Origin of the sequence: Streptomyces sp. NWU339 (genome assembly GCF_003143855.1) — a bacterium.
Classification (GTDB): domain Bacteria; phylum Actinomycetota; class Actinomycetes; order Streptomycetales; family Streptomycetaceae; genus Streptomyces.
In genome coordinates, this window is sequence record NZ_QFRK01000012.1 from 1 (window position 1) to 16,768 (window position 16,768).

The 16,768-nt window shown below is 69.2% G+C and carries 18 protein-coding genes and 1 rRNA gene; 9 read left to right on the forward strand and 10 right to left on the reverse strand.

Going from position 1 to position 16,768, the window contains the following annotated elements; translation table 11 throughout:
• Nucleotides 1–79: 79 nt before the first annotated feature.
• Both rrf and DIZ27_RS16530 read left to right on the forward strand, forming a co-directional pair.
• Nucleotides 80–196, forward strand: a 5S ribosomal RNA gene (gene rrf, locus DIZ27_RS16525).
• 108 nt (nt 197–304) lie between these two features.
• Nucleotides 305–859: a GNAT family N-acetyltransferase gene (locus tag DIZ27_RS16530; RefSeq protein WP_181383555.1), complete on the forward strand. Its 555-nt coding sequence runs from the start codon at nt 305–307 to the stop codon at nt 857–859.
• A gap of 10 nt (nt 860–869) precedes the next feature.
• Here the strand turns inward: DIZ27_RS16530 and DIZ27_RS16535 are convergent, their stop codons facing one another.
• The 8 genes from DIZ27_RS16535 to DIZ27_RS16570 all read right to left on the reverse strand — a co-directional run bounded on the left by DIZ27_RS16535 (nt 870) and on the right by DIZ27_RS16570 (nt 9,450).
• A complete protein-coding gene (locus tag DIZ27_RS16535; protein ID WP_109379190.1) occupies nt 870–2,342 on the reverse strand; it encodes a TraM recognition domain-containing protein in 1,473 nt (490 codons plus the stop codon).
• A gap of 31 nt (nt 2,343–2,373) precedes the next feature.
• Nucleotides 2,374–3,783, reverse strand: a complete 1,410-nt coding sequence (locus tag DIZ27_RS16540; RefSeq protein ID WP_109379191.1) for an ATP-binding protein — start codon at nt 3,781–3,783, stop codon at nt 2,374–2,376.
• A 12-nt stretch (nt 3,784–3,795) separates the two neighbouring features.
• Nucleotides 3,796–5,355, reverse strand: coding sequence for an SCO6880 family protein (locus DIZ27_RS16545; protein WP_109379192.1), 1,560 nt, complete (start codon nt 5,353–5,355; stop codon nt 3,796–3,798).
• On the reverse strand, nt 5,352–6,704 hold the full coding sequence (locus tag DIZ27_RS16550) for a hypothetical protein (protein WP_109379193.1): 1,353 nt from the start codon (nt 6,702–6,704) through the stop codon (nt 5,352–5,354). The genes DIZ27_RS16545 and DIZ27_RS16550 overlap by 4 nt, the downstream gene beginning before the upstream one ends.
• Nucleotides 6,694–7,521, reverse strand: coding sequence for a hypothetical protein (locus DIZ27_RS16555; protein ID WP_109379194.1), 828 nt, complete (start codon nt 7,519–7,521; stop codon nt 6,694–6,696). The genes DIZ27_RS16550 and DIZ27_RS16555 overlap by 11 nt, the downstream gene beginning before the upstream one ends.
• Before the next feature lie 201 nt (nt 7,522–7,722).
• On the reverse strand, nt 7,723–8,031 hold the full coding sequence (locus tag DIZ27_RS16560; RefSeq protein ID WP_042174769.1) for a hypothetical protein: 309 nt from the start codon (nt 8,029–8,031) through the stop codon (nt 7,723–7,725).
• 208 nt (nt 8,032–8,239) lie between these two features.
• Complete coding sequence (locus DIZ27_RS16565) at nt 8,240–8,593, reverse strand: DUF397 domain-containing protein (RefSeq protein WP_109379195.1); 354 nt, start codon at nt 8,591–8,593, stop codon at nt 8,240–8,242.
• An 11-nt stretch (nt 8,594–8,604) separates the two neighbouring features.
• Nucleotides 8,605–9,450 carry a helix-turn-helix transcriptional regulator gene (locus DIZ27_RS16570; protein ID WP_109379361.1) on the reverse strand — a complete coding sequence of 282 codons (846 nt, stop codon included), beginning with the start codon at nt 9,448–9,450 and terminating at the stop codon, nt 8,605–8,607.
• A gap of 208 nt (nt 9,451–9,658) precedes the next feature.
• Between DIZ27_RS16570 and DIZ27_RS16575 the strand changes: the two genes are divergently transcribed.
• From DIZ27_RS16575 to DIZ27_RS16595, 5 genes are all read left to right on the forward strand, one after another.
• Nucleotides 9,659–10,066, forward strand: coding sequence for an ATP-binding protein (locus DIZ27_RS16575; protein WP_109379196.1), 408 nt, complete (start codon nt 9,659–9,661; stop codon nt 10,064–10,066).
• A 118-nt stretch (nt 10,067–10,184) separates the two neighbouring features.
• Nucleotides 10,185–11,195, forward strand: a complete 1,011-nt coding sequence (locus DIZ27_RS16580) for a bifunctional lytic transglycosylase/C40 family peptidase (RefSeq protein WP_258308421.1) — start codon at nt 10,185–10,187, stop codon at nt 11,193–11,195.
• A 208-nt stretch (nt 11,196–11,403) separates the two neighbouring features.
• On the forward strand, nt 11,404–12,096 hold the full coding sequence (locus DIZ27_RS16585; RefSeq protein ID WP_109379197.1) for a phosphatase PAP2 family protein: 693 nt from the start codon (nt 11,404–11,406) through the stop codon (nt 12,094–12,096).
• Between the two features lie 342 nt (nt 12,097–12,438).
• Nucleotides 12,439–13,293 carry a hypothetical protein gene (locus DIZ27_RS16590; protein ID WP_109379198.1) on the forward strand — a complete coding sequence of 285 codons (855 nt, stop codon included), beginning with the start codon at nt 12,439–12,441 and terminating at the stop codon, nt 13,291–13,293.
• 81 nt (nt 13,294–13,374) lie between these two features.
• Nucleotides 13,375–13,590, forward strand: coding sequence for a hypothetical protein (locus DIZ27_RS16595; protein ID WP_109379199.1), 216 nt, complete (start codon nt 13,375–13,377; stop codon nt 13,588–13,590).
• Here DIZ27_RS16595 and DIZ27_RS16600 read toward each other — a convergent pair.
• The gene (locus DIZ27_RS16600) at nt 13,579–14,001 is read right to left on the reverse strand and encodes a metal-sensitive transcriptional regulator (protein ID WP_109379200.1); all 423 of its coding nucleotides are present in this window, start codon (nt 13,999–14,001) and stop codon (nt 13,579–13,581) included. The two genes, DIZ27_RS16595 and DIZ27_RS16600, sit on opposite strands and share 12 nt — an antisense overlap.
• Before the next feature lie 241 nt (nt 14,002–14,242).
• Here DIZ27_RS16600 and DIZ27_RS16605 point away from each other — a divergent pair, with 241 nt between their 5' ends.
• Both DIZ27_RS16605 and DIZ27_RS16610 read left to right on the forward strand, forming a co-directional pair.
• Nucleotides 14,243–14,863, forward strand: coding sequence for a DUF47 domain-containing protein (locus tag DIZ27_RS16605; protein ID WP_109379201.1), 621 nt, complete (start codon nt 14,243–14,245; stop codon nt 14,861–14,863).
• A gap of 8 nt (nt 14,864–14,871) precedes the next feature.
• Entirely contained in the window at nt 14,872–15,873 is a 1,002-nt protein-coding gene (locus DIZ27_RS16610; RefSeq protein ID WP_109379202.1) for an inorganic phosphate transporter, read from the forward strand.
• A gap of 111 nt (nt 15,874–15,984) precedes the next feature.
• On the opposite strand, the gene pstB is transcribed toward DIZ27_RS16610, so the two are convergent.
• Nucleotides 15,985–16,761: a phosphate ABC transporter ATP-binding protein PstB gene (pstB, locus tag DIZ27_RS16615; protein WP_109379203.1), complete on the reverse strand. Its 777-nt coding sequence runs from the start codon at nt 16,759–16,761 to the stop codon at nt 15,985–15,987.
• Nucleotides 16,762–16,768 lie beyond the last annotated feature (7 nt).

Below are 16,768 nucleotides of genomic sequence, written 5' to 3' on the forward strand. Positions count from 1 at the left end.
CGCGTCCACTGTGTTGGTTCTGAAACCACGAACGACCCCGCGTTGATTCAGCGTGGTGCGGTTGAGTGTTTCATAGTGTTTCGGTGGTCATAGCGTGGGGGAAACGCCCGGTTACATTCCGAACCCGGAAGCTAAGCCCCAGAGCGCCGATGGTACTGCAGGGGGGACCCTGTGGGAGAGTAGGACGCCGCCGAACAAATCGTGGGAGAGCCCCGCACCGACAGGTGCGGGGCTTTCTGCATTTCAGGGGTGCCTGCAGTAATTCAGGTGAGGGCGGTGGCACCCCGGTACTACGGTGGCCGGCATGACTACTTTCGGGGATTGCGTGATCCGGCAGGTGCGGGCCGAGGAGTGGGCCGCGGTGAAGGGGCTGCGGCTGATCGCGCTGCGGGACCCGGTCGCGGACATCGCCTTCCTGGAGACGTACGAGACGGCGGTGACGCGGCCCGACACGTACTGGCAGGAGCGGACGGCGCGGGCGGCCGAGGGCACGGACGGGATGCGGCAGTTCATCGCCGAGACCGCGGACGGCACCTGGGTGGGGTCGGTCGCCGTGCTGGTCGAGGAGCCCGGTACGACGGACTTGGCCGGGTTCACCGTCGAGCGGCGGCAGGGCCATCTCTTCGGGGTGTTCGTACGGCCCGAGCACCGGGGGAACGGGCTCACCAAGGCGTTGTTCGAGGCTGCGCTGGAGTGGGCGTGGGGGGTGGGGTTGGAGCGGGTGCGGCTCATCGTGCACCCGGACAACGCGCGTGCCCTCGGCTTCTACCGCAAGGCGGGCTTCGTGGAGAGCGGGGTGAGCCTGCCGCTGGCGGGGAAGCCGGACGAGTACGAGCTGGAGATGGTCGTCGAGCGCTGACCTGCGGTGCCTACACCGGCAGTTCGTCGTGCGGCCAGCGGGTGCGGGCCTGTTCGCGGGAGCGGAGGAGGGCCAGGGTGGGCATGCCGCGGTCCGCGCCGGTGGCCAGGAGCTCCGGGAGCTGGGGGAGGGGGGCCACGGCCGCGACGTCGTCCAGGACCAGTGTGAATGGTGGGTCGAGCCGACCGGAGGATGACCGTTCGGCCATGCGCCGGCCGTGCTCGACCACGCTTGCGGTGAGGGCCGTCAGCAACGGCATCGCACCCGGCTGGGTGCGGGGATCCTCGATGGATTCACCCACCACATAAAGCGTGCCCGTTTCGTGGACGAAGGAATCCAGGGAGAGGGCATCAGTTCGGTTCGGCGTGCAGGCCTCGCGGACGTTGACCGTGAGCAGGGCGGAGAGCGCACGCGTCGTCAGCTGCTGGGCGATGTCACGGCGTTCCGGGTACGCGGTGAGGGTCGCCTCGAGTTCGCCCGCGGCGCCCGGGGCGGCCTTGGGGTTGGTCCGCAGCACGCGTACCGCGTCCTGGACCTGGGTGCCCTGCGCCCAGCGGTGGACGTGGCGGATGGTGCGGCCGTCGATGGCGGCGGCGTGCAGGTAGCTGCGCAGGAGGGTCTGGGCGGTGTCGCCGACGGCCTGGTCGAGCCGAGAGGCGGGGCGGACCGGAGCCAGCAGGGCGGTGGCGCGTGCGACGGCCGTCTCCTTGTCCTCGCAGCCGACCGTGGGGGACCAGTGGAGGCGGGCCGGGGTGTCGCAGCGGTGGGTCGGGTCGTAGAGGTGGGTGGGGCCGAGCTTCGCCCGCGCGTCCTTGGTCTCCGCCCAGAGGGAGGGGTTGGAGGTGACGACGAGGGCGGGGCCCTCCGCGTCCCGTACGGCCGAGGCGGCGGTGGTGTGCCGGGTGTCCGGAGAGCCGTAGAACACCGGGTGGGCCGAGGCCGCCAAGGGCGGGAGGGCTTCGGTGAAGGCGGCTTCCTGGGGTGGTGCCGTGCCGGGGGGTGGCGCTGTTTCCCGCTCCCGCTCCCGTACGGGCTCGGGTGCCGCTCTCGGTGTCGGTACCTCGTGCTGGACCGGCTCCGGTGCCGCGGTCGCGCCCGCCGCCCGCTCCGCCTTCCGCCGGGCCCGTACCGCCCGCCACCGGGCCACCGTGCCCAGCACGAAGATGGTGAGGACCAGCAACAGCATCAGCTGGCCGATGAACAGGCCCCAGAACAGCCCGTACCCCGAGAGGGCGGAGGCGGGGGTGTCCGGCCAGGCGCCCGGGATGTCGTGGGGTTCGGCGACGAGGTGCCGCATGGCGACCGGGGTGCGGGTGAAGGTGACGCCGGACGGCCAGGAGCCGCGGGCGGCGAGGCCCGCGAGGCCGGTGGCCGTCCAGACCAGCAGGGTGATGCCGAGCAGGAACGCGAGCAGCCCGACCAGCAACCCGTCCGGAACGCCGCCCTGGCTGTTCCGTCCGTTCCCGTGGCCCTCCGGTCTCACGCGTGTTCCTTTCCCCTGTCGCCCGACGCCCTTACGCCACCGTCGACCGGGAGTCGCCGACGTGCTGCTCCACGAAGGCCGCCGCCCGCTCCTCCGCCTCCAGTTCGGCGGCGAGCAGGGCGTCGTGGGACAGGTCGGCGGAGGACTCGGTCATCGCGCGGTCGGTGAAGACCAGCGGGCGCTCGGTCTCGGTGATCAGGTGTTTGACCACTTGCACATTGCCGTTGACGTCCCAGACCGCGATGCCCGGGGTGAGCGAGGGGATGATCTCCACCGCCCACCGGGGCAGGCCCAGCACTCTGCCCGTCGCCCGTGCCTCGTCGGCCTTCTGGGCGTAGATGGTCCGGGTCGACGCCATCTTCAGGATGGCCGCGGCCTCCTTGGCCGCCGCCCCGTCCACCACGTCGGACAGGTGGTGGACGACCGCGACGAAGGACAGGCCGAGCCGGCGGCCGAACTTCAGCAGCCGCTGGAACAGCTGGGCGACGAACGGGCTGTTGATGATGTGCCAGGCCTCCTCGACCAGGAAGATGCGCTTCTTCCGGTCGGGGCGGATCCAGGTGTGCTCCAGCCAGACGCCGACGATCGCCATCAGGATCGGCATGGCGATGGAGTTGCGGTCGATGTGGGACAGGTCGAAGACGATCAGCGGCGCGTCCAGGTCGATGCCGACCGTCGTCGGGCCGTCGAACATGCCGCGCAGGTCACCGTCGACGAGCCGGTCGAGGACCAGGGCGACGTCCAGGCCCCAGGCCCGTACGTCGTCTATGGCGACGTTCATCGCCTCCGCCGACTCGGGTTCGGGGTGGCGCAGCCGCTCGACGATGTCGGTGAGGACCGGCTGGCGTTCGACGATCGTCTCGGTGACGTAGGCGTGCGCGACCTTGAGCGCGAAGCCGGAACGCTCGTCCAGGCCGTGCCCCAGCGCGACCTCGATGATGGTGCGCAGCAGCGCGAGCTGGCCCGTCGTGGTGATGGTCGGGTCGAGCGGGTTGAGCCGGATGCCGTGGTTCAGGGCGGCCGTCGGGTCCAGCCGGATGGGGGTGATCCCCAGCTCCTGCGCGATGAGGTTCCATTCGCCGACCCCGTCCTCGCCCTGGGCGTCCAGGACGACGACCTGGCGGTCGCGGAAGCGCAGCTGGCGCAGGACGTACGTCTTCTCCAGGGCCGACTTGCCGTTGCCGGACTCGCCGAGGACCAGCCAGTGCGGCGCGGGCAGCTGCTGGCCGTAGAGCTGGAACGGGTCGTAGATGTAGCCCTTGCCGGAGTAGACCTCGCGGCCGATGATGACGCCGGAGTCGCCGAGGCCGGGGGCGGCCGTCGGCAGGTAGACGGCCTGCGCCTGGCCGGTGGACGTGCGCACCGGCAGCCGTGTCGTCTCGACCTTCCCGAACAGGAAGGACGTAAAGGCGTCGGTGACGACGGACAGCGGATCCCGCATCGGACTCAGCCCCTACCTTCGAATGCCGGTGGCGAACGGGAGTGTGTTCACGAAGGCGCGGTGGTGCTCGCGGTCGCACCACTCCAGCTTCAGGTACGACTTTCCGGCCGAGGCCCGGATGGTCCGCTTGTCGCGGGCCAGCGCCTCGGGATTGCGGGAGGAGACGGTGATGTAGCCGACGAGGTTGACGCCGGCCGCGCCGCTGGCGAGGTCCTCGCCGCGCTGGTCGAGCCGGCCGTGCGCGGCGATGTCCCGCGGGTCGACCGTGCGGTTCATCTTCGCGGCGCGGGACGCCTCGGCCTCGTCGTTGGTCTTCTCCGTCAGCATGCGCTCGATGGCGACCTCGGTGGGTTCCAGGTCCATCGTGACGGCGACGGTGCGGATCACGTCCGGGGTGTGGACGAGGAGGGGCGCGAGGAAGTTGACGCCCACCGGGGTCATCGGCCACTCCTTGATCCAGGCCGTGGCGTGGCACCAGGGGGCGCGGGTGGAGGACTCGCGGGTCTTGGCCTGGAGGTAGGTGGGCTCCATGGCGTCCAGCTCGGCCGGCCAGGCGTTGCGCTTGGTCATCGCCTGGATGTGGTCGATCGGGTGGTCCGGGTCGTACATGGAGTGGATCAGCGAGGACAGCCTGCTCTGGCCGAGCGGCTGCCGTACGCGGATGTCGGCCTCCTGGAGCCGGGAGCAGATGTCGGTCAGCTCACGGGCCATGACGACGGCCAGTCCGGCGTCCCGGTCCACCTTGCGGCGGCCCTGGGTGCGCACCGCGCGGGCCATCGCGTTGGCCTCGGCAGCCAGCTCACGCGTGTAGTGCATGCAGGCGACCAGGTAGGCGCGGTGCTGCTCGCTGCTGGTGGACACCATCGACTGCAGCTGGTCGTACGACTGCTGGAGCCACGGCGGCGCCTTCTCGTCGCCGCGCAGGGAGACGTCCTTGGCGTGCGCGTCGGGGTCGGCGGGCAGCGTGCGGGCGAGCATCTGGATGCGGGTCACGAAGCCGTCGCCGTTCGCCACGTGCTTGAGCAGCGTGCCGAAGCGGTCGACGAGCGCCTCCTGGTCCTCGGAGTCGCGCAGGCCCACGCCGGGGCCCTCGATCTCGATGGCCGCGGTGACCGTCTTGCGGTCCGCGTGCAGTTGTACGGCGATCTCGTCGGGCCCGAACGGGGCGGCGAGCCAGGTGATCCGCCCGATCCCGGGCGGCGGCCCGACCTCGACCTCCCGGCCGTCCAGCCGGGTGCCCGCTTCCACGGCACCCGAGCGGTACGTGGTGCCCTGGCGCACGGTCCGCCGGTAGCTCCGGTTGATCTCGAACCACTTGTAGAACGTGCGGCCCCGGTACGGCACGTACACGGCGGCCAGCGCGATCATCGGGAGGCCCGCGAGCAGCACGATCCGCAGGGACAGCACGGGGACGAGGAGACCGGCCATCATGCCGAAGAACGCGCCCAGGACGATCAGCGCGATCTCCCCGGTCTCCCGATTGCGGCCGACGATCGCGTTCGGCCGGGCCCGGCCGATCAGATACGTACGGCGGGGCGTGACCGGATGGGACAGGTGGGACTCGGTCGTCAACGCCCTTCACCTCCCGTGCTGTTGTTACTGCTGCTGTTGCTCCGGCCGGCGTGCGGCGTGGTCACCGGGCTGCCCGAGCGGGGTGCGGGTGCGGCAGGTGCGGCGGAGGGGACAGATCCGCCGCCACCGTTCGAGGGGCGCGAGCTGTGCGCGGCGACTCCGCCGGAGGCGGGATTGGAGGGGCGCGCGCCGCCGGACGACGAGGACTGGCCGCCTCCGTGGCTGTCGGCGCGGGTGCTGTGGGTCTTGATGCCCTGAGCGACCATGGTCGCCGGGGAGCTCATGACCGCGGCGGCCTTGCTCTCGGCGCCCTGCATGATGCGGTTGTTGCGGGAGTTCGCGATCTCGTCGCCGAAGCCCGGCACGAAGCGGTAGATCATCGCGCTGGCGAAGATGGCCAGCAGGATGATCGCCAGACCCGACACCACGGCGGAGAAGGCGTTGGGGCCGTCGTCGGAGGACAGCGCGCCCGCCAGGCCCAGCACGATGACGATGACCGGTTTCACCAGGATCACCGCGATCATGATGCCCGCCCAGCGCCGGACGTGCCCCCACAGGTTCTTGTCGACCAGCCCCGCGTACACGACCGTGCCGAGCAGCGCGCCCACGTAGAGCAGGGCCGCGCGGATGACCAGCTCCAGCCAGAGGACGCCGGCCGCGAGGATCGACACCAGCGAGACGATGATCAGCATGATCGGGCCGCCGCCGATGCCCTCGCCCTTCTCCAGGGCGCCCGCGAACGTGCCGAAGAACGTGTCCGTCTGGTTGCCCGTCGCCGCCGCCAGGACGTCGGTCACGCTGTCCGTGGCCGACACGATGGTGTAGAGGATCAGTGGGGTGAACGCCGAGGCCAGCACCGTGAGCCAGAGGAAGCCGATGGCCTCCGAGAGGGCGGTCGTGAGGGGGACGCCTCGTACGGCCCGCTTGGCCACGGCCAGCAGCCACAGCAGCAGCGTCAGGATCGTCGACGCCGCGAAGACGACGGCGTACTGCTGACGGAACGTCGGGTTGGTGAAGTCCACGGCGGCCGTCTCGTCGACGGCGGCGCTGAGTTTCTTGATCGTCCAGGCGGCGGCGTCGGCGCAGCCCCTTGCCAGGGCGGCGAGGGGGTCGAGGGCGGTGGTGGGGTCGTTGAGGGAACCGGCTCCGCCGGACCCGCCACCGGAGCCACCTCCGCCGTCTCGGTCGCAGTACTCCTTGGCGGGGCCGGCGATGAGCGAGCAGGGGTCGTCGCTGCCCGTCGGTGTCGGGGTGGGTTCCGCGAAGGCACGGGTGGCGAAGAGGATGGCTGATGCCTGTACTGCCGCAACGATGCCGGTCAGTTTGAGCAGGCTGCGGTTACCGGGCATAGGTGAAGCCTCCGAACTCCTTGACCACCTTGCTCATCTCGTCGGCCCCAGAAACAGGGTTGTCCCCGGGGACGGGAGTTGGTCCGGTCTTCTGGGTGGTCTCGAGGACCCTCCAGTCGTCACCGCTCCAGTTCAGCTTCATGGTCACCGTGAACCAGGTACTGGTCACGGGATTGGTTGAACCCTCACCGGCCAGCCCGAAGAGGCCGTTGCACCAGACCTCGACAGTGGCTGAGCTTTCATTGAAGGATGTTGCCTTGGTACCGGCAGGAAGTGTGCGATTGACGAACGTGCTCCCCTTCGGAGCAGCGCCGTCCTTGGTGAGGCCGATGTTCTTCAGCAAGTTCGCTGAGTAGTCGGCGTCGAAGCCTGCCTGGAGGCGGTCCAGCGTGCTGGGGTCCGCGATGGCCTGCACGATCTCGTGACGCCGGGTCGGACTGAACATGCCGTCCGAGCCCAGCATCACTGCGTAGTTCGCCGCCGCGCTCTCCGCCCCCTGGCGGTTGTGGGCGAAGCCTGAGGGGATGCCGGTTTCCTTCGATTGGACCGGCTTCTCCCCAGAGGGGGCCGTCGCCGCCGCCTTCGGGGAGTCGTCGTCCTCGCCCGATGAGGAATCGTCTCCTCCACGGTTCGCGAAGGCGATCGCGGCGATCAGGAGCACCACCACGCCCACCACCGTGACCAGGCTGCGCGACGACGTACGGCCACCTCTGCGCCCGCCGGCGTACGGGCTGACGTCGGTCTCCGGCAGGCGGGTGTGGGTCTGGCCCGTGCCGCCGTACCCACCGGAGTTCCCGTGTTCGTCTCCGAGACTCATGCCGCGTACGCCCCCTCAGCGTCGTGCGGAAACACCTCGTACTCCGCGTACTCCATGTACGACGGTAGCCGTGCTGGTCCCCGCGCGGGCGCGGTGTTATGAGTCGACATCAGGGAAACGCAACCTCAGCCGGTGGGCGCGACGGGCGGGTGGGGTGGAAGGAGAGGCCGGACGGGCCCGGTCGGAGGCATGGCGGGTCTCCTACACGGCCATTCCGTACACGATGGTGAACACCGTGCCCAGAGAGCCGATGATGAAGACCCCTGTCAGGCCCGCGATGATCAGGCCCTTGCCCTGCTCCGCGCTGAAGGTGTCGCGCAGCGCCGTCGCGCCGATGCGCTGCTTCGCCGCTCCCCAGATGGCGATGCCCAGGCAGATCAGGATGGCGAGCGCCATGACCACTTCGATCATGACCTTGGCCTCGTTGCCCAAGCTGCCGAAGGGGCCCCAGTCGGGAGCGATCCCGCCGATGATGGTGTTGATGTCTCCCTCGTCGGCCGCAAAGAACATGTAAGTCACCGCCCCTGTCGGGTCGTTCCGTGCCCCCTGCGGGCATGCAGAGGTCAGGCCTCATTGTCGCCGACGATGACGCCGTCGGATGTCGACTCGGCGTCATTAGTTGGCGGGTTTCGTATGAAGAAAGCTTCTCACCGGCGCGCGCCGGTCCCTGGGAGGGGAGCGAGTCGATGGGTGATGAGTCGTATCGTCACTCTGTGTATCACGGTTCGGCCACGAAATGGTCGAACTCACCCGCGCGCACGCCGAGGACGAAGGTGTCCCACCGGCGCCGGTCCGTGGTGACGGTGGCCCCAGGGGGCGCGCCGGCGTGGATGCGGACGGTGAGGTCGTCTTCGACGGTCACGTCGATGGCGGGGGGCCGGTCGACCGTCATCTCCCTTTCTCCCTTGAGCACCTGAAGCAGGCTCAGAAAGTTGCCCGGCGTGGTGGTGAGGATCGCTCCGCTGGGATCGGCGGACTCGGTTATGTGGATGGCCTGGGCAGTGGTGGCTACATGGACGCAGGAGTCGCCTTCGCCGCAGTACGACGACTTCTGCCAGCTGAGCCGGGGCATCTCGGTTCCTTTCAGAGGTCCTGGACGATGGTGTGGATGACATCGCGCGACCTCTCCGGGGTGAGGGCTCGGGACTCCACCCGCTCCAGAAGGACGCGGTACTTGTTGAGCTGGGCCTCGGCGTTGAGGAACGCGGGCCCGTGCGACTGGTCGAGATGGACGGTGTCGAGCTGGGGTACGGGGCCGCGCGAGTAGAAGATCGACTGCCCCGACCCCGGGAAGCCTCCGGCGGCGAACGGGATCACCCTGATGGTGACGTGGTCCCGCTCGCTCATGTCCAGCAGGTGCCGTAGTTGTGCAGCGGCGACGGTGGGACCACCGAACTGCATGCGCAGGGCGGCCTCGTGAATGAGTGCCACATACGGGGTGACGGAGTTCCCGTAGATCACTGCCTGACGCTTGATGCGGAACGAGACGCGGTGCTCGATGTCGGGTGGTGAGAGATCGGGCACGACCTGGCGGAACAGCGCGCGGGCATGGTCCGTGGTCTGGAGCAGGCCGGGGATGTGCACGGTCACGGAGCCGCGCAGATGTGTCGCGTGGCATTCGAGTTCGGCCAGGTCCAGCAGCCCGGCGGGCAGGATCTCGCGATACTCCTCCCACCAGCCCCGCTTGCGATCGCCCGTCATGGCGGCGATGGCGTCCACGAGGGCGGTGTCGGCGCAGTCGTAGTGGCAGGCCATGGTTCGGACGCGTTCAGGGCTGACGCCCGCTCGTCCGGCCTCCATGTTGCTGATGTGGGTGGGCTTGATGCCAAGGAGTTGACCGGCCTCCATGGCGGTGAGTCCCGCGCGCTCCCGGAGTTTCCGCAGCTCAATGCCCAGGCGGAGCTGGCGACCCGTTGGGTTGGTTCTCACGGGCTGGCCCGCCTCCTTGCCGTGTGTGTCACCCACACGAGTGCTGTATCTGGGTTTTCATCGGAAACGTATAAAGGCTTTTACGGGCTCGCGCTAGCTTGAATGCCGGGCGCCCCGCTCCCAGAAGCGCACCGATCGACGGATCGGCACTGCCACTGGGCAACACCGTACGCAACCCGTCAATTTCCGTCAGTGATCGGAGACTTCCGTGCCCACCGTAAACCCGCCCTGGTCGTACGTCCTTCAACTCCCGCACGATCCCCGCGCTCCGCGCATCGCCCGTGTCACCCTGCGGACCGTGCTGGGGACGCACGGTCTCGCCGAACTCGTGCCCACCGCCGAGCTGGTGGCCGCCGAACTCCTCGCCAACGCCCACGTGCACACCACCGGCCCCTACGCCCTGCGGCTGCGCGCCGCCGAGGGCGGGCGGCTGCGGGTCGGGGTGTGGGACACGGACCCGCGCGTTCCGCCCGGGTTCGCCGACGGGGCGCCGCTCGACGCACCGCCGGACGGGGCGGAGAACGGGCGGGGGTTGCCACTGGTGCGGGCCTGCGCGTCCTCGTGGGGTGTGGGGACGTTGACCGGGGGGAAGGCCCTGTGGGCGGAGTGCGGCTGACGCCGTGCGTCCCGCCCCACGCGGCACATGTGTTCCCGTCCCTCCCGTGATCACCCCGGAGAGGGGCGGGCGCCTCTATGCTGACGTGGGCAGCGGACTGCGGTACGGCGAGGGGCGGTTGACGGTGCGTAAGGCCTGGATCGCGGCAAGCGTCGCTGTGGGTTCCGCGCTCGCCTTCGTCATGCTGCTCGCCGTCGGCGTCTTCCTCGTCGCGGGGAACCTCGTGGGCGGGGTCGGCGGCGGTGCCGCCAAGGCGCTGGCGAAGGGGGCCGTGCCGGCCGCGTACCAGGACCTCGTGCAGAAGTGGGGCAATCTCTGTCCGGCCATCAACCCGGCGCTGCTCGCCGCGCAGTTGTACCAGGAGAGCGGGTTCAACCCGAAGGCGCAGAGTCACGCGGCGGCGCAGGGCATAGCCCAGTTCATCCCCGGCACCTGGGCCACCCACGGTGTCGACGGGGACGGCGACGGCGACCGGGACGTGTGGGACCCGAACGACGCGATTCCCTCGGCGGCGACGTACGACTGCGCCCTCGCGGGCTATGTGAAGGACGTGCCGGGGAATCTGACCGAAAACATGCTGGCCTCGTACAACGCCGGGGCGTACGCGGTCATCAAGTACCAGGGCGTGCCGCCGTACAAGGAGACGCAGAACTACGTCAAGCGCATCCTCTCGCTGGAGAAGAGCTTCGCCGCGCCGGTCGGCCGGGTCGACCCCTCCAGGCAGGCCGCCGGGGCCATCGACTACGCGCAGAAGAAGCTCGGCACGCCCTATCTCTGGGGCGGTAACGGCACCGCTGACCAGGGAGGACGCTTCGACTGCTCAGGGCTGACCAAGGCCGCGTACGAGAGCGTGGGGATCACGCTCCCGCGGGTGGCGAACGACCAGTACAACGCGGGACCGCATCCCGCGCGGGACGAACTGCTCCCCGGCGATCTGGTCTTCTTCTCGGACGACCTCACCGATTCGCGGGCCATCCGGCATGTGGGCATTTACGTCGGCGGTGGGTACATGATCGACGCGCCGCGCCCGGGTGCCGTGATCCGATTCGACCTGATCGACACACCTGACTACTTTGGTGCCACCCGCGTCACCGAAGATGGCGCGAAAGCGCTCCCCACGACGGTCTGAGCGATGCGTGAACCAGCCCCCTGAGCTGCGACAACGCATCTCTCTTCGATAACGTCTGAGTGATCATTCGATGGAGGGCGGAACGTATCGGCGGTGGCCGTGCGTTCCTGTTGTCGTAGCCGAACAGGCCAGCGGATCTACACCACGGGGGTGGGGTAGAGGCGTACGCACGGTGCGCCGGAAGACATGACGAAGGGGCCTCAGCACCATGGCTGGACTCGCAGATTCCGGGTCGAACCCCGACGTCGACCTGCTCTATGACATCAACGGCCTGGCGAAGGCCGCACCGCCCTGGTTCGACCACCTCATGGAGTTCGTGGGCGAGTTCGGCCTGCTGTTCGCCTTGCTGGGGTTGCTGCTGTGGTGCTGGTGGGGCGTCAGGAAGCGGGGCGGCGAGGACGCGGCCCCGACCGTGGCGGCCCTGGTGTGGGCCCCGCTCGCGGCGGGCGTCGCGGTTCTGGTGAACGTGCCGATACGTGAGTTCGTGGAGCGGCGCCGGCCCTTCCTCGACCATGAGGGGCTCGAGGTCCTGGTCGACGGCAAGACCGACTACTCGTTCGTCAGCGACCACGCGACGCTCTGCATGGCGCTGGCGGTGGGGCTGTTCCTGGCCAACCGGCGGCTCGGGATCATCGGCCTGGTGCTCGGGGTGCTGGGCGGGTTCATCCGGGTCTACATGGGCGTGCACTACCCGACGGACGTCGTGGGCGGGCTCGCGCTCGGTACGGCCGTCGCGCTGCTGCTGTCGCCGCCCGCCATGGCGCTGCTGACCCCGCTGATGCGGACGATCGAGCAGTCACGGCGGGGGGCGTGGCTGGTCAAAGGGAACGGGACCGAGGCGCGGGTGACCCGGGGAGAGGCCCGGCAGTCCGAGCCGGGGGAGCGCGACCTGGCGGCGTAGCCCGTCGTCCTGTGTGACGTATGCCATGAGTGCCATGAGGTGGAGTGGCCCCCCGGGTGGTTCCCCGGTCCGGGTCACTCCACCGAGTGTTTCTCGGCGTCCGTACGGGCCAGGCTTCTGGCTCTCCTCGCGGGGCCGCGCCAGCCGCAGACGCAGCGGGCGACGCAGAAGCGCCCCTGCTCGGATGTGGTTGTCCTGTGTTCCTGGAGGCTTACCGGGGCTCCCTGCTGTTCCACCCGACAAAGGTACCGCTCCCGGAGTGTCTGCGTGACGGGGTCCCCTACCGGTCGTTAACCGGGAGAACAGGCGGCCCGTGTCGGACGTAGCGGGGGTAGGCGGAGCATGGCAGGACGGGAACTGCGGCGTGGGCGGACCGGTGGTGCGGTCGTTGCTCTCGGGGCTGTCGGTTGTCTGGTGCTCGGTGGCCTCGCGGGGTGCGGCGGCAGCAGCGGGGCCGCGACCGGCGGTTCGCCCGGCGGCTCGGCGGCGGTGGCGGTGGTGCGGGAGGCCGCGGACGCGCTGGTGGACGCGGGCAGCTCCAAGGCGCGCACCTCGATGGAGATGGCCACCGGCGGCACCCGGGTGACCATCCGCGGGGAGGGTGTGTACGACTACCGGAAGCGGCTGGGGCGGCTGAAGGTGCTGCTGCCGCAGGACCCGTCCGGTACGTCGGTGCGCCGGCCCATCACCGAACTGCTCGCTCCGGGCGCGCTGTTCATGAAGAACCGGGGCGCCGGAGTGCCCGCCGACAAGTGGGTGCGGGTGGACACCCGGACGCTGTCCGACGGGAACCTCGTCACCGGCGGCGTCACCGACCCGTTCGCCGCGGCCGAGCTGCTGCGCGGGACGCGGTCCGCGACCTTCGTGGGCAGGACGGAGCTCGCCGGGACCGAGGTGCGGCACTACCGGGGCACGGCGGACCTGCACGAGGCCGCGCGCGCCGCCTCCGAGGCGAACAAGGGGCCGCTGGGCGCGGCGGCGACCGGCTTCGCCACCGCCGTGGTCCCCTTCGACGTCTACCTGGACGGCGAGGGACGCATCCGGAAGGTCCGCCACCGGTTCAGCTTCATGAACGGGGAGCGGGAGGAGCCGGTCGCGGTCGCCTCCACCACCCTCCTCTACGACTTCGGCGCCCCCGCCGACGTCCGCCTCCCGGAGCCCGCCGACATCTACGCGGGCCGGATCGCCGAGGAATGACCGACGTGAACTAGCCCTTACGTGCCATGCGCGGGGCGGGGAGTGCTGCCTACGCTAGGGAACCTCTGCCCGTATGACGGTATGGATGAGGTGACGTGTGTGGCCCCGCTCGGTGGTGGGTCGGTTCGGGACTATGTGGCCCTCGCCGAGATCGAGCTGTGCGGAGAGTTGATCATCGCCGCCTCCGCCGCCCAGGGGCGGCTCAGCCTGGAGAGCATAGACAAGGTGCTGAAGGTGGCCGAGGTGTGCACGGAGCCGGGGATCGGTTCGATCGGTTCGCTCAGGTCACGTCCGTAGCATGCGGGCGATCGCCTGGGTCGCTTCCTTCACCTTGGCGTCGACCTCGTCGCCGCCCTTGAGGGCCGCGTCGGCGACGCAGTGGCGCAGGTGTTCCTCCAGCAGTTGCAGTGCGAAGGACTGCAGGGCCTTGGTGGAGGCGGACACCTGGGTGAGTATGTCGATGCAGTAGACGTCCTCGTCGACCATGCGCTGCAGGCCCCGGATCTGGCCCTCGATGCGGCGCAGGCGTTTGACGTGCTCCTGCTTCTGGTGGTGGTAGCCGTGGATGCCCCGGTCGTGGTCGGTCATGACGGCCGCGGGGTCGGTCGCCTCGGTCACCTCGGTCGCCCCGGTCACGTCCGTGGTGTCCGTCACGTCCGCGGTGTCCGGGGAGGAGGGCGCGTCGGTGCCGGTCTCGGTGGTCGTCATCGCGTCCTCCTGTGCAGTGGCGGGCGACATATACCCCTGGCGGGTATATGGTAGCGAACTTTGCTGGGTATAGGCACTGTGGCTGCCGCCCATGGGCGGCAGTCGCGCCGCGGCCCTCGGACCGCCCCCCGTGCCTGTTGTCCGACACCGAATGGGTGACACTGGTGGGCGGCCCGACAGTTGTGGCTGGATGGTGCGCCCGGCACCAGCCTCACCGAAACCTGCACCCCGAGGACCCCACGTGCGCTTTCGTCTGACCCCCAGGGAGACGAGCTTCTACGACATGTTCGCCGCGTCCGCGGACAACATCGTCACGGGCTCGAAACTCCTGATGGAACTGCTCGGGGCGGACGGCCCCGCCCGGGTCGAGATCGCAGAGCGCATGCGGGCCGCGGAACACGCGGGTGACGACGCCACGCACGCGATCTTCCACCAGCTGAACTCCTCGTTCATCACGCCCTTCGACCGCGAGGACATCTACTCCCTCGCCTCGTCCCTCGACGACATCATGGACTTCATGGAGGAGGCCGTCGACCTGGTCGTCCTCTACAACATCGAGGAACTGCCCAAGGGCGTCGACCAGCAGATCGAGGTGCTGGCGCGGGCCGCCGAGCTCACGGCCGAGGCCATGCCGAACCTGCGCACCATGGACAACCTCACCGAGTACTGGATCGAGGTCAACCGTCTGGAGAACCAGGCCGACCAGATCCACCGGAAACTGCTGGCCCATCTCTTCAGCGGCAAGTACGACGCCATCGAGGTGCTCAAGCTGAAGCAGATCGTGGATGTCCTGGAGGAGGCGGCCGACGCCTTCGAGCACGTGGCGAACACAGTCGAGACCATTGCCGTCAAGGAGTCCTGAGACCCTTCATGGACACCTTCGCTCTGGTCGTGACCATCGGGGTCGCGCTCTTCTTCACGTACACGAACGGCTTCCACGATTCGGCGAACGCCATCGCCACCTCGGTCTCGACCCGCGCGCTCACCCCGCGCGTGGCCCTCGCGATGGCCGCCGTCATGAACATGGCCGGCGCCTTCCTGGGGTCCGGGGTCGCCAAGACGGTCAGTGAGGGGCTGATCCAGACCCCCGAGGGCTCGACGGGCATGGGGATCCTGTTCGCCGCGCTCGTCGGCGCGATCACCTGGAACCTCATCACCTGGTACTTCGGGCTGCCGTCCTCCTCCTCGCACGCCCTGTTCGGCGGCATGGTGGGGGCGGCGCTGGCCGGCGGGACGACCGTGTACTGGAACGGGGTGCTGGACAAGGTCGTCATCCCGATGTTCGTGTCGCCGATCGTCGGTCTGGTCGCCGGTTACCTGGTCATGACCGCGATCCTGTGGATCTTCCGGCGGACCAACCCGCACAAGGCCAAGCGCGGTTTCCGTATCGCGCAGACGGTGTCCGCGGCGGGCATGGCGCTCGGGCACGGTCTCCAGGACGCGCAGAAGACGATGGGCATCGTGGTGATGGCCCTCGTCATCGCGGACGTCGAGGACTACGGCGATCCCATCCCGATCTGGGTGAAGGTCGCCTGTGCGGTGATGCTCTCGGCCGGTACGTACGCGGGTGGCTGGCGGATCATGCGGACGCTGGGCCGGAAGATCATCGAGCTGGACCCGCCGCAGGGGTTCGCGGCCGAGGCGACCGGCGCGTCGATCATGTTCGCCACGGCGTACCTGTTCAAGGCGCCGGTCTCCACCACGCATGTGATCACGTCGGCGATCATGGGTGTCGGGGCGACGAAGCGCATCAACGCGGTGCGGTGGGGCGTCGCCAAGAACATCGTCCTGGGGTGGTTCATCACCATGCCCGCGGCGGCGCTGGTGGCTGCGGCCGCTTACGGGCTGGTCTACCTGGTGATCCTCATGTAGCACGACCCTCGTGCAGTGCCGAAAAGCGCTCGGGCCCGCCCCCGCTAACGGGGGCGGGCCCTTCGCGTCCTCACGGTGGCACCGCCATGCAGCACCGCGAGGGGTCCGTGATCAGCCGAAGCGGCCGGAGATGTAGTCCTCCGTGGCCTGGACCGACGGGTTGGAGAAGATGCGCTCCGTGTCGTCGATCTCGATCAGCTTGCCCGGCTGGCCGACGGCCGCCAGGTTGAAGAACGCGGTGCGGTCGGAGACGCGCGCCGCCTGCTGCATGTTGTGCGTCACGATGACGATCGTGAACTGCTCCTTGAGCTTCCCGATCAGGTCCTCGATGGCGAGGGTGGAGATCGGGTCCAGGGCGGAGCAGGGCTCGTCCATCAGCAGCACCTTCGGCTCGACCGCGATCGCGCGGGCGATGCACAGCCGCTGCTGCTGGCCGCCGGAGAGGCCCGAGCCGGGCTTGTTCAGGCGGTCCTTGACCTCGTTCCAGAGGTTGGCGCCCCTCAGGGACTTCTCGACGATGCCGTCCAGCTCGGACTTCTTGTACTTGCCGTTCAGGCGCAGACCGGCCGCCACGTTGTCGTAGACCGACATGGTGGGGAACGGGTTGGGGCGCTGGAAGACCATGCCGACCTCGCGCCGCACGGCGACCGGGTCGATGCCGGGGCCGTAGAGGTTCTCGTCGTCGAGCATGACCTTGCCCTCGACCCTGCCGCCGGGCGTGACCTCGTGCATGCGGTTGAGGGTGCGCAGGAAGGTCGACTTGCCGCAGCCGGACGGGCCGATGAAGGCCGTCACGGAGCGGGGCTCGACGGTCATCGAGATGTCCTCGATGGCGAGGAAGGAACTGTAGTAGGCGTTGAGGCCGCTGATGTCGATGCGCTTGGCCATGTGGATC